General features: G+C 75.3%; 10 protein-coding genes. 5 read left to right on the top strand and 5 right to left on the bottom strand.

Annotated features, from left to right (window positions below):
- Positions 1-23: 23 nt before the first annotated feature.
- Both ACQEVU_RS43020 and ACQEVU_RS43015 read left to right on the top strand, forming a co-directional pair.
- Complete coding sequence (locus tag ACQEVU_RS43020) at positions 24-806, top strand: DUF1206 domain-containing protein (protein WP_433334216.1); 783 nt, start codon at positions 24-26, stop codon at positions 804-806.
- A 94-nt stretch (positions 807-900) separates the two neighbouring features.
- Complete coding sequence (locus ACQEVU_RS43015) at positions 901-1,788, top strand: diacylglycerol/lipid kinase family protein (RefSeq protein ID WP_433334214.1); 888 nt, start codon at positions 901-903, stop codon at positions 1,786-1,788.
- 36 nt (positions 1,789-1,824) lie between these two features.
- On the opposite strand, the gene ACQEVU_RS43010 is transcribed toward ACQEVU_RS43015, so the two are convergent.
- From ACQEVU_RS43010 to ACQEVU_RS43000, 3 genes are read right to left on the bottom strand one after another with little or no spacing between them, the layout of a single operon-like run.
- The gene (locus tag ACQEVU_RS43010; RefSeq protein WP_433334212.1) at positions 1,825-2,184 is read right to left on the bottom strand and encodes a PLDc N-terminal domain-containing protein; all 360 of its coding nucleotides are present in this window, start codon (positions 2,182-2,184) and stop codon (positions 1,825-1,827) included.
- Positions 2,185-2,211: 27 nt separating this feature from the next.
- The gene (locus tag ACQEVU_RS43005; RefSeq protein ID WP_433334210.1) at positions 2,212-2,511 is read right to left on the bottom strand and encodes a DUF202 domain-containing protein; all 300 of its coding nucleotides are present in this window, start codon (positions 2,509-2,511) and stop codon (positions 2,212-2,214) included.
- Positions 2,508-2,873 carry a YidH family protein gene (locus ACQEVU_RS43000; RefSeq protein ID WP_433334208.1) on the bottom strand — a complete coding sequence of 122 codons (366 nt, stop codon included), beginning with the start codon at positions 2,871-2,873 and terminating at the stop codon, positions 2,508-2,510. The genes ACQEVU_RS43005 and ACQEVU_RS43000 overlap by 4 nt, the downstream gene beginning before the upstream one ends.
- A gap of 38 nt (positions 2,874-2,911) precedes the next feature.
- On the opposite strand from ACQEVU_RS43000, the gene ACQEVU_RS42995 reads away from it, so the two are divergent.
- The gene (locus ACQEVU_RS42995; protein WP_433334206.1) at positions 2,912-5,479 is read left to right on the top strand and encodes an ABC transporter permease; all 2,568 of its coding nucleotides are present in this window, start codon (positions 2,912-2,914) and stop codon (positions 5,477-5,479) included.
- 2,037 nt (positions 5,480-7,516) lie between these two features.
- Here ACQEVU_RS42995 and ACQEVU_RS42990 read toward each other — a convergent pair.
- Positions 7,517-8,431, bottom strand: coding sequence for an IS3 family transposase (locus tag ACQEVU_RS42990; RefSeq protein WP_433334204.1), 915 nt, complete (start codon positions 8,429-8,431; stop codon positions 7,517-7,519).
- Positions 8,428-8,739, bottom strand: coding sequence for a transposase (locus ACQEVU_RS42985; protein ID WP_433322591.1), 312 nt, complete (start codon positions 8,737-8,739; stop codon positions 8,428-8,430). The genes ACQEVU_RS42990 and ACQEVU_RS42985 overlap by 4 nt, the downstream gene beginning before the upstream one ends.
- A gap of 844 nt (positions 8,740-9,583) precedes the next feature.
- On the opposite strand from ACQEVU_RS42985, the gene ACQEVU_RS42980 reads away from it, so the two are divergent.
- Both ACQEVU_RS42980 and ACQEVU_RS42975 read left to right on the top strand, forming a co-directional pair.
- Positions 9,584-10,363 carry an electron transfer flavoprotein subunit beta/FixA family protein gene (locus ACQEVU_RS42980; protein WP_433334202.1) on the top strand — a complete coding sequence of 260 codons (780 nt, stop codon included), beginning with the start codon at positions 9,584-9,586 and terminating at the stop codon, positions 10,361-10,363.
- A gap of 15 nt (positions 10,364-10,378) precedes the next feature.
- Positions 10,379-11,335: an electron transfer flavoprotein subunit alpha/FixB family protein gene (locus tag ACQEVU_RS42975; protein ID WP_433334200.1), complete on the top strand. Its 957-nt coding sequence runs from the start codon at positions 10,379-10,381 to the stop codon at positions 11,333-11,335.
- Positions 11,336-11,338 lie beyond the last annotated feature (3 nt).

The raw sequence follows: 11,338 nt of genomic DNA, 5'->3' as shown, positions 1-11,338 counted from the left end.
CCCAAACTGGGGATTGCCAGAACATGACGAACAACGATCTCCTGAAGTGGCTGACGCGGGTCGGCTTCGTCGGCTACGGGCTGTTGCACCTCGCGCTGGCCTGGGTGGCCGCGCAGATCGCCCTCGGCCAGAACAGCGTGGAGGGCGACCAGTCCGGCGCCTTCCAGAAGCTCGCCACGCAGCCGTTCGGCGAGCTCCTGCTGTGGTTCGTCATCGTGTGCCTCGTCGCGCTGGCCGTCTGGCAGGCGATCCTGGCCGTATGGGGCCACCGCGAGTCGCATGGGCGCGACCGCGTGATGGAGCGCGTCTTCTCGGGCGCCCGCGTGATCGTCTACTGCGTCCTCGCCTGGACGGCCGGCAAGGTCGTGGTCGGCGCGCCGTCGTCCAGCGCGCAGCAACAGCAGCAGGCGGCGGCCGGCATCATGGCCAAGCCGGCGGGGGTGTGGCTGGTGGGGCTCGTGGGCCTCGCGGTGCTCGGGTTCGGCCTGGGCATGATGTGGTACGGCTGGAAGCGCAAGTTCGCGCGCAAGCTCGCCGTCGCGCAGGCCCACGCGCGCACGGCGGCGGTGCGGGCCGGGCAGATCGGCTACGTGGCGAAGGGGGCGGCGTTCGGCATCGTGGGGTACCTGCTGGTGGACGCGGCGGTCACCAACGACCCGCAGAAGTCACGCGGGCTGGACGCGGCGCTGCACACGCTGGCCGGGCAGCCGTTCGGGAAGTTTCTGCTGCTGGCGGTCGCGCTGGGCGTCGCCGCCTTCGGGGTCTACTGCTTCTTCCAGGCCCGGTACCGCAAGGTCGGCACATGACGCGCTCTGGCCGGTTTTGTTGGAGGCTGTCTCGGCTTTCTGGGGGCGGCTTCGTGACGCGCTTCGCTGGTGTCGGCATTTTGGGGGCTGCTTCGTGACGAGGTCGGCTGTGATCATCAACCCGGCGAAGGTCGTTGACCTCGACGAGCGGCGCCGTGAGCTCTGCGCCGCGCTGGCGGAGGCCGGCTGGCCCGAGCCGCTGTGGCTGCCCACGACGCCCGAGGACCCGGGCTGCGGCATGGCCCGCGAGGCCGCCGCGGCCGGCGCGGAGGTGGTGCTCGTCTGCGGCGGCGACGGCACCGTGATGGCCGTCGCCGGCGAGCTGGCCGGCACCGACGTCGCGGTCGCGCTCGTCCCGTCCGGCACCGGCAACCTGCTCGCCGCCAACCTCGGCATCCCGCGCACGGTGCCCGAGGCGGTCGCGGTCGCCGTGTCCGGCGTGCGGCGGCGCATCGACGTCGGCGAGGTCGAGGGCGCCGGCGTGTTCACGGTGATGGCCGGCATCGGCTTCGACGCCGCCATGGTCGAGCAGACCCCCGACGAGGCCAAGCGCCGCTTCGGCGTGGCCGCGTACGTCGCGTCCGGGCTGCGCAATCTCACCCGCCGCCGCATGTCGGTGCGCATCCGCCTCGACGGCGGCCGGTGGCACCACCGCACGGCCAGCACGGTGCTCGTGGCCAACGTGGGCCGGCTGCAGGGCGGCATCCCGCTGCTGCCCGGCGCCGAGCCGGACGACGGCCTGCTCGACGTGGCGGTGCTCGCGCCGAGCCACCTGTCGGACTGGGTGCGCCTGGCCGGCGGGGTGATGCTGGGCCGCGGGGGAGCGTCGCACGGCCTGGAGACATTCCGCGCCCGCGCGGTGGAGATCCTCGCGACCCGCGACGAGCCCCGCGAGCTGGACGGCGACGCGATCGCGGCCGAACGGCGTCTGGCCGCCCGCGTACGCCCGGGCGCGCTCATCGTCTGCGTCCCGCGGGTCTGACCCTTTGCCTCCGGCGCCGGTGGCGCTCCTTCCGCGCTATGTGCCGGGGTTCTCGTCGTCGCGGCGTTTCAGGTCTTCCTCCCAGCGGCGCAGCAGCTCAGCGTCGTTGCGCGACTGGGTCGTGTCGATGCCCCGGAGGAAGTCGGGGTCGTCGTCGGGGGCGGTCACCCGGCGGCGGCTGCGGCCACCGGCGATCACCCCCGCCCGCTGCTCGAGCGAGATGGGGCGCCCGGCGAAGAACCACGCCACCGGGCCGATGATCGGCACGAGCAGGATCAGCAGGAGCCAGACGGGCCTGGGCAGCCCGCGGATGTCCTCGCGCTCCGAGGACAGGCAGTCGATCAGTGCGATCAGCGTTGCGACCAGCACGATCAGGAAGGGCAGTGCGCGTCCCATGGCGCCATCATGACTCAGCGAAGGGGGTCATGACATCAGCAACAGGGTGGCCATCACGCAGTACAGCAGAATGAGCGTGACCAGCGCGGGCAGCGATCGCCCGACGGGGGTGGTGACCGAGGTCAGGCGGCGGCGGACGAGCCACACCACGGCGGCCCAGATGAGCGCGACGGCGGCGAGGGCGGCGGCGGCCGGCGCGCCTGTCAGGTGTACGGCGGCCAGGCGCGCCAGCAGCAGCGCGACCACGGTCACCGAGATCAGCGTGCGCCGCCACGACAGCTGGGTGCGCTCCAGCTGCGCGCCCGGTGGCGGCGGTCGCTCGCTCACAGCAGCGTCGCGATCAGCAGCGCGGCCGCGCCGAGGGTGACGACGAGGGCGAGAATGGCCGGGAAGCGCGACGGCGGCAGCGCCTCACCCAGCCGCATCGCCCGCTCGCTGCGGGCCCAGTGATCGACCGCGCGGATCGCCACCAGCCCCCCGAGCGCGAGCAGTGACACCCCGATCACGATGCGCAGCCGGTGCTCGGGCAGGAACTGCGCGACCGCGAGCCCGCCGCCGATCAGCGCCAGCGCGGTGCGCAGCCAGGCCAGGAACGTGCGCTCGTTGGCCAGCGAGAACCGGTAGTCGGGCGTGCTGCCGACCGAGCGCACCTCGTCGGGATCGAACCAGAGCCGGACCGTCGACCACATCGACATGAACTGTCATACCCCCTCAGTACAGTCGCCTCGTGCTCCGAACGACGCTCGCCGGACTGCGTGCTCACAAGGTACGACTTGTGCTGACCGCGGTCGCCGTCATGATCGGTGTGGGATTCCTCGCCGGCACGCTCGTCTACGGCGACACCGCGCGCACGGCGTTCTACGACGACCTCGCCCGCGCCGCCCGCAACGTCGACGCGTCGGCCGGCCCCGAGCGCCTGCCGTTCGGCGACCGCGGCTCCGGCTTCGCCGAAACGTCGCGCCGCCTGCCCTTCGACGCCCTCGACAAGGTCCGTGCGGCGCCCGGCGTCGCCCGCGCCGACGGCCGGCTGGCCGAGCGCCTGTCGATGCTCGACGGCCGCGGCGGCCTGATCGCCAACTTCGGCCGCCCGGGCTGGGCGGTGTCGACCCCGTCCGACCCGGCGCTGTCGATGTTCGACACGTCGGCCGGCCGCCTGCCGGCGCGCGACGGCGAGATCGCGATCGACGCCACCACGTTCGACGCCTACGCCTTCCACCTGGGCGACACCGTGTCGGTCATCGGCCCGGACGCCCGCCCGGTCCCGTTGACCCTGGTCGGCACGTTCGACCTGGGCGCCAACAAGCGCTTCGCGGGCCACAGCGTGGCCGCGCTGACCCCCGCCGACATGCGCACCGTCGCCGGTGCCACCGGTTACGCCGAGATCGTCGCCACGGCCGCGCCCGGCGTGAGCGAGTCGCGGATGGCCGCCACGATGCGCGCGAGCCTGGGCGGCACCGCCCACGTCCTGTCCGGCGACGCGCTGCGCCGGGTGTATGCGGTGGCGGCCGCGAAGTACGTCGACGGCTTCCTGGTCGTGCTCTTCGCCTTCGGCCTGGTCGCGCTGGCCGTCTCCGTCTTCGTCATCGCCAACACGTTCGCGATCCTGGTCGCCCAGCGCGTCCGCGAGCTCGCCCTGCTGCGCTGCGTCGGCGCGTCGCGCCGCCAGCTGTTCGGCTCGGTCGTGCTCGAGGCCCTGGTCGTCGGCGTCGTGGCCTCCACGGGCGGCCTGCTGGCCAGCGCCGCCGTCGGCTGGGTCCTCCTCGTCGGCCGCGACGCGCTCGGCCACGCGGTGCGCATCGACCGCCTCGTCGTGTCCCCGTCCACGATCGTCGTCGGCCTGACCGCCGGCACCGTGGCCACCGCGCTCGCCTCGCTGCTGCCGGCCCTGACCGCGAGCCGCGTCCCGCCGATGGCCGCCCTCAGCAACGCCCCGCTGGAGGCCGCGGTCCCGGCCCACCGCCGCCGCCGGCTGTCGGCCGCGTGGCTGCTGGCCGCCGTGGGCGCCGCCGTGACCGCCGCCGGCACGCGCGCCCCCGGCTTCCTGGGCGTCCCCGTCGTCTTCACGGGCGCCATCGCCCTGTTCGCCGCCGCGGTCGCCGCCGGCCCCTTCGTGATCGGCCGCCTCACGGCCTGGGCGGGCTGGCTGCCGTCCCGCCTCTTCGGCGCCCCCGCCCGCCTGGCCGTCGCCGGCGCCCGCCGCAACCCGAAGCGCGTCGCCGCCACGACCGGCGCCCTCGCGGTCGGCCTGGCCCTGATGAGCCTGTTCGCGGTGCTGCTGGGCACGACCCGCGAGCAGTCCGAGCGCGAGCTGGACGAGAACTTCTCCGTCGACTACGTCGTGACCCGCGCCCTGGAGCCCGGCCCGCAGGGCCCGGAGATCCCGCCGCCCGTCCTGGACGCCCTGCACGCCCGCCCGGAGTTCGCCGCCGTGGCCGGTGCCCGCAGCCGCGACGCCGACGTGGCCGCCCGCCGCGGCGAGGTCTGGTCCATGGAGCCCGGCGCCCTGGACACCTCGCTGCGCCCCGAGGTCATGTCCGGCTCCCTATCGTCGTTCGGCCCCGGCACCGCGGCCGTGAAGATCCCCTTCGCCGCCGGCGCCGCCCTGAAGGTCGGCTCCAGCCTGGTCCTCCACCCCCGCTCGGGCCCGCCGCTCACCCTGCGCGTGGTGGCCCTCTACGACGACGCCCCCACCCCGGGCGAGGTCCTGCTGGACTGGTCCGACTACGCCAAGGCCTTCGGCCCCGCCCAGCCCGACTCCGTCCTGGTCAAGGCCGCCGAGGGCGTCACACCGGAGACGTCGCGCGCCGCCGTCGACGACGCCGTGCGCCAGGACCCCCGCCTCCAGGTCGCCAGCCAGGCCGAGTGGCGCGAACGCCTCACCGAAACCCTGGACCGCCAGCTGCTGGTCTTCTCGGCCCTGCTGGGCATGTCGATCGTGATCGCCCTGACCGGCATCGCCAACACCCTCGCCCTGTCGGTCCTGGAGCGCACCCGCGAGTCGGCCCTGCTGCGCGCCCTGGGCCTGTCCCGCCCTCAACTGCGCGCCACCCTGATCCTGGAGGCGATGCTGATGTCCGCCGTCGGCGCCACGGCCGGCACCGCTCTGGGCGTCCTGACGGGCGCCGCGGCCGCCGTCGGCCTCATCCGCCAGTACGGCCACGGCCACCCGGTCGTGCCGGTCGCGCAGATCGCGCTGTACGCACTGCTGGCGACGTGCGCGGCGGCCCTGGCCGCCCTGCCCCCGTCCCGCCGCGCAACGCGCACGGCCATCTCATCGGCCATGACCGCGGACTAGCTCCGCCCCCTACTCCCGCCCCGCCCTGCTTCCGCCCCGCCCTGCTTCCGCCCCGCCCTGCTTCCGCCCCGCCCTGCTTCCGCCCCGCCCTGCTTCCGCCCCGCACGGCCATTTCGCGAGCCCTGACCGCGGCCTGGTTTCGCTGGCTGCGCCCGCTCCGCTTTCCGGCTCACCGTGCGCCACGCACGGCCATTTTCGCCGGCCATGACTGCGGAGTAGTTCCGCCGCCGGCTCTGCCCGCCCTGCTGCCGCCCCGCTCTGCTGCCGCCCCGCTCTGCTGCCGCCCCGCCCTGCTGCTGCCGCCGCCGCCCGCCGCGCACGGTCATTTCGCCGGCCCTGGCCTCGGAACTGCCTGGTCGGCCCGCCGGCTTGCCTTCGGCCCGCTGCACGCCGCCCACGGCCATTTCGTCGGCCCTGGCCCCGGTGTGGTTCCGTCGGCCCGGCCGGGCCTGGGTTCTGCCCGTGCGCGCCGCGTACGGCGATTTCGCCGGCCCCGGCCGCGGGGTATCGCCAGCCAGGGCCAGCCTGCGCCCGGCTCGCTGTGCGTCGCGCACGGCCACTTCTTCGGCTATTGTCCGCGGACCAGCCGGGCAGCCGCAGGCGCCGGCGTCTGAGGCTGCCCAACCGCGTGCGCGCCGCTTGCGTGCCTGCACCAAACCTCCGATCCCGTCCTCACGGCCCGCGCCCCGCGCCCGCGCTGTGCCGGCGCCACGCCCGTGCCTGCGCCAGCGTCGTGCCCGGCCCGCGCCCCGCGCCCGCGCCGCGTGCCGCGCCCGCTCCGTGCCTGCGCCCCGCGCCCGCGCCCGCGTCGCGCCCTGCGCCTCGCGCCGCGCCCTGCCCGCGCCCCGCGCCCGCGCCGCGCGCCCGCGCCGCTCGCCGCGCCCGCTCCGTGCCTGCGCCCCGCGCCCGCGCCCGCGTCGCGCCGTGCGCCTCGCGCCGCGCCCTGCCTGCGCCCCGCGCCCGCGCCCGCGTCGCGCCTCGCCGCCGCGCCCTGCCTGCGCCCCGCGCCCGCGCCGCGCGCCCGCTCCGCGCCCCGCGCCCGCTCCGCGCCCCCGCGCCCGCTCCGCGCCCCCGCGCCCGCTCCGCGCCCCGCGCCCGCTCCGCGCCCCGCGCCCGCTCCGCGCCCCCGCGCCCGCTCCGTGCCTGCGCCCCGCGCCCGCGCCCGCGCCTGCGCCCGCGCCCGCGCCCGCGCCCGCGTCGCGCCTCGCGCCGCGCCCTGCCCGCGCCCTGCGCCCGCGTCGCGCCTCGCGCCGCGCCCTGCCTGCGCCCCGCGCCCGCGCCTGCGCCCGCGCCTGCGCCCGCGCCCGCGCCCGCGTCGCGCCTCGCGCCGCGCCCTGCCCGCGCCCTGCGCCCGCGTCGCGCCTCGCGCCGCGCCCTGCCTGCGCCCCGCGCCCGCGCCTGCGCCCGCGCCTGCGCCGGCGCCCGCGCCCGCGTCGCGCCTCGCGCCGCGCCCGCGCCCTGCGCCCGCGTCGCGCCTCGCGCCGCGCCCTGCCTGCGCCCCGCGCCCGCGCCGCGCGCCGCGCCCGCGCCGCGCCCCGCGCCCGCTCCGTGCCTGCGCCCCGCGCCCGCGCCCGCGTCGCGCCTCGCGCCGCGCCCTGCCCGCGCCCTGCGCCCGCGTCGCGCCTCGCGCCGCGCCCTGCCCGCGCCCTGCGCCCGCGTCGCGCCTCGCGCCGCGCCCTGCCCGCGCCCTGCGCCCGCGTCGCGCCTCGCGCCGCGCCCTGCCTGCGCCCCGCGCCCGCGCCGCGCGCCGCGCCCGCGCCGCGCCCCGCGCCCGCTCCGTGCCCTGCCCGCGCCCCGCGCCCGCGCCCGCCGCCCGCGTCGCGCCGCGCCCTGCCCGCCCCCCGCGCCCGCGCCCGCGTCGTGCCTCGCGCCGCGCCCTGCTTGCGCCCCGCGCCCGCGCCGCGCCCCGCGCCCGCGCCGCGCCCCGCGCCCGCGCCGCGCCCCGCGCCCGCGCCGCGCCCCGCGCCCGCTCCGTGCCTGCGCCCCGCGCCCGCGCCCGCGTCGCTCTGAGCTTCCCCCGCTTTGATGGAGCGGTGGTTACCTGCCTCCGGTTGGTGCAGGGGTGAGGTTGTCTGGCTCCGCTTGGCGGTGCCAGGCGGTCTCGTATTCGTCGGGGCTGTGGTAGTCGAGGTCGCGTTGGATGCGGCGGGTGTTGTACCAGCCGTCGATGTAGGCGAAGATCGCGTTCTCGGCCTCGTCCCGGGTGCGCCATGAGGTGCGGTAGACGAGTTCGATCTTCAGGGTGGACCAGAAGTTCTCCATCAGCGCGTTGTCGTAGCTGTCGCCGACCGAGCCCATCGACGGCAGGATCCCGTTGTCGGACAGGCGTTGCGTAAACCGGAACGACGTGTAGTTCGACCCGCGGTCGGAGTGGTGAATCAGCTGACCGTCGCGCACATCGCGGGACCAGATGCCGTACTCGAGGGCGCCGAGGATCAGATCGGTGTCGCAGCGGTCGCCGGCCTTCCATCCGACGATCCGGTTGGAGAACGCGTCACGGACCGCGGCCAGCCAGAACACGCCCTCGCCGCAGCGGATGCGGGTGGCGTCAGCGACCCACAACCGGTTCGGGCCGGTCGCGGTGAACTGGCGGTTGACCAGATCGGGCGCTGGCGTCGCCCGCGGGTCCTGACGGGTGGAACCACCGCGCCAGCCGCGGCGCAGGAACGCCCCCTGCCAGCCCTGGTCCGCCATCAGCCGTTCCACACGTTTGCGGCCGACGCGGATGCCGTCGCGGCGCAGCTGCCGGTGGACCCGGTCCGCGCCGTAGGTGCAGCCCGAGGCAGTCCAGATCTCGTAGATGTTGGACAGCAGCCCGCGGTCGACCAGATCTCGGTCACACGGCTGGACGGCCTGACGCAGCCAGGCGTAGTAGGTGGAAGAACTAATCTGCAGGACCCGTAACAGGAGCGCGACCGCGAAGCGGTCCGAATGTTCGTCGATGAACGTCATGACCGTCGCCGGGTCGGGTCGAGCTCCGAGGCGAAATACGCGCTCGCCGCCTTCAGGATCTCGTTCGCCCGCCGCAGCTCAAGGTTCTCCCGCGCCAACCTGCGGTTCTCTTCCACCAGATCGCTGGTGGGCTGGTCGGTGCGCTCACCGGCCTCGGCCTCGGCCCGGCGGATCCAGTGCCGCAGCGCCTCGTGATGCACGTTGAGCTGCGCTGCCAGCCGCCGGATCACCGGCTTCGGATCCGACTCCCGATACAGGCGCACAGCACGCTGCCGCAGCTCGTCGGGATATTTCTTCGGTGGTGCCACGGATCTTCCTCCCCACGGCCATCAGACCATGATCAAGAAGCTCCATGAAAGCGGGGGTGGCTCACGCCTCGCGTCGCGCCCTGCCCGCGCCCCGCGCCCGCGCCGCGCGCCGCGCCCTGCCCGCGCCCCGCGCCCGCGCCGCGCGCCGCGCCCTGCCCGCGCCCCGCGCCCGCGCCGCGCGCCGCGCCCTGCCCGCGCCCCGCGCCCGCGCCGCGCCCCGCGCCCGCGCCGCGCGCCGCGCCCTGCCCGCGCCCCGCGCCCGCGCCGCGCCTGGCGCCGTGCCTGCGCCTGGCGCCGAGCTCTGCGCCGCGCCCGCGCCCGAACCGTGCCCGCTCGCTGCGCCGTGCCTGCTCAGCAAGGTCGCCGCCGAGCCTGTGGAAAGCCGCCTCCGCGCGCTGGCTGCCGTCAGCCGATATTGCGCCTGGCCGCCGATACTTCGGGCATGCGGCATCGGCGAGATGGGCGGAGGGGGTCAGGGGGAGTCGGCGTGGAACCAAAGCTCGCGGATCGTGTTCGAGACGCACGACTCGCGGAGGTGGCCGCAGGTGCATAAGTGATCGTCCGGAGCCTCGCGCCTGCGGTGTGTGACCTTTTCCGCAGCGTGCTGGGCGACGGCGGCGGACAGCGGCCTCAGCGGCTCGGCTATCCCGGATTTTTGCGACATTTCACCCACCTCCGAGGTTTAGAGTGCGCCGGGTCGTGACACTTTTCACCGCCACGGCGAACCTACTGCCCAGTAACCTTTGGGAGGCGCACCTGTTGCGGAGCCCGTTGCGTCGTAACGTGAAGCGCAAGTCGCCAGCGATGGCGCGGTGACTGTCAAGCAGGAGGACCTCGGACCACGATGAAGATCGTCGTACTCGTCAAGCAGGTGCCGGACTCCGGCGCGGAGCGCAACCTGCGCAGTGACGACAACACCGTCGACCGCGCGTCGGCGAACAATGTGATCAACGAGATGGACGAGTACGCCATCGAGGAGGCCCTGCGCCTCCAGGAGGCGCACGGCGGCGAGGTCGTCGTCCTGACCGTCGGGCCCGACCGCGCCACGGAGTCCATCCGCAAGGCGCTGTCGATGGGGCCCGACTCGGCCGTCCACGTCGTCGACGACGCGCTGCACGGCTCGTGCGCCGTGGCCACCTCGAAGGTGCTCGCCGCGGCGATCGCCCAGCAGAACGCCGACGTGATCCTCTGCGGCGCCGAGTCGACCGACGGCCGCGTCCAGGTCATGCCGCACATGATCGCCGAGCGCCTCGGCATCGCGGCGCTGACCGGCGCCCGGAAGCTCACCGTCGACGGCTCGCAGCTCACCATCGAGCGGCAGACCGACGAGGGCTTCGAGGTCGTCACCGCGGCCACCCCGGCGGTCGTGAGCGTGTGGGACACGATCAACGACCCGCGGTACCCCTCCTTCAAGGGGATCATGGCGGCCAAGAAGAAGCCCCTCCAGACGCTCTCGCTGTCGGACCTGGGCATCGCGGCCGGCGAGGTCGGCTCCGACGGGGCGACCAGCGCCGTCGTCGAGCACAACAAGCGGCCGCCGCGCCAGGCCGGCAACAAGATCGACGCGGGTGACGACGGCGGCGCGAAGCTCGTCGAGTACCTCGCCTCCGAGAAGTTCGTGTAAGGGGAGTCGGAAACCATGGCTGAAGTACTGGTCGTCGTCGAGGCCTCCTCGCAGGGCGTGGTCAAGAAGGTCACGCTCGAGATGCTCACCCTCGCCCGCAAGCTGGGCGGGGACGTCGCCGCGGTCGTGCTCGGCGGCTCCGCCGAGGCCCTGAGCGAGAAGCTCGGCGAGTACGGCGCAACCAAGATCTACGCCGCCGCCGGCGCGGACCTCGACGAGTACCTGGTCGCGCCCAAGGCCACCGTCCTGGCCGGTCTCATCCAGCGCGTCTCGCCGTCGGCGGTCCTGCTCGCCTCCACGCAGGAGGGCAAGGAGATCGCGGCGCGCGTCGCGGTCAAGCTCGACAACGGCGTGCTGACCGACGTGGTCGCGCTCGAGGCCGACGGTACGGCGACCCAGGTCGTCTTCGCCGGCTCCACGATCGTGAAGTCCAAGGTCACCAAGGGCCTGCCGATCGTGACCGTGCGGCCCAACTCGCTCACCCCGGCCCCCGCGCCGGCCACCCCGGCCGTCGAGGCGGTCGAGGTCGCCGTCGAGGACCGCGACAAGCTGGCCAAGGTCGTCGAGCGCAAGGTCGAGGCCAAGGGCGCCCGCCCGGAGCTCTCCGAGGCGTCCGTGGTCGTCTCCGGCGGCCGCGGCGTCGGCAGCGCCGACAACTTCAAGCTGGTCGAGGAGCTGGCCGACCTCCTCGGCGGCGCCGTGGGCGCGTCCCGCGCGGCCGTCGACTCCGGCTTCTACCCGCACCAGTTCCAGGTCGGCCAGACCGGCAAGACCGTGTCCCCGCAGCTGTACGTCGCGCTCGGCATCTCCGGCGCCATCCAGCACCGCGCCGGCATGCAGACCTCGAAGACGATCGTCGCGGTCAACAAGGACCCCGAGGCCCCGATCTTCGAGCTCGCCGACTTCGGCGTCGTCGGCGACCTGTTCAAGGTCGTCCCGCAGGCCGCCGAGGAGATCCGCAAGCGCAAGTAGGCG

It is taken from the genome of Dactylosporangium sp. CA-139066 (assembly GCF_050936175.1).
In the GTDB taxonomy this organism is placed as follows: domain Bacteria; phylum Actinomycetota; class Actinomycetes; order Mycobacteriales; family Micromonosporaceae; genus Dactylosporangium.
Note: the sequence above shows the minus strand (reverse complement) of the source record. Positions and strands in the feature narration are given on the sequence as shown.

Bases quoted from the DNA above. Each gene is read 5' to 3' on its own strand.
- ACQEVU_RS42975 (WP_433334200.1), top strand. From the start codon at position 10,379: ATGGCTGAAGTACTGGTCGTCGTCGAGGCCTCCTCGCAGGGCGTGGTC.
- ACQEVU_RS43010 (WP_433334212.1), bottom strand. From the start codon at position 2,184: ATGGGACGCGCACTGCCCTTCCTGATCGTGCTGGTCGCAACGCTGATC.
- ACQEVU_RS43000 (WP_433334208.1), bottom strand. From the start codon at position 2,873: ATGTGGTCGACGGTCCGGCTCTGGTTCGATCCCGACGAGGTGCGCTCG.
- ACQEVU_RS42990 (WP_433334204.1), bottom strand. From the start codon at position 8,431: ATGACGTTCATCGACGAACATTCGGACCGCTTCGCGGTCGCGCTCCTG.
- ACQEVU_RS43020 (WP_433334216.1), top strand. From the start codon at position 24: ATGACGAACAACGATCTCCTGAAGTGGCTGACGCGGGTCGGCTTCGTC.
- ACQEVU_RS42980 (WP_433334202.1), top strand. From the start codon at position 9,584: ATGAAGATCGTCGTACTCGTCAAGCAGGTGCCGGACTCCGGCGCGGAG.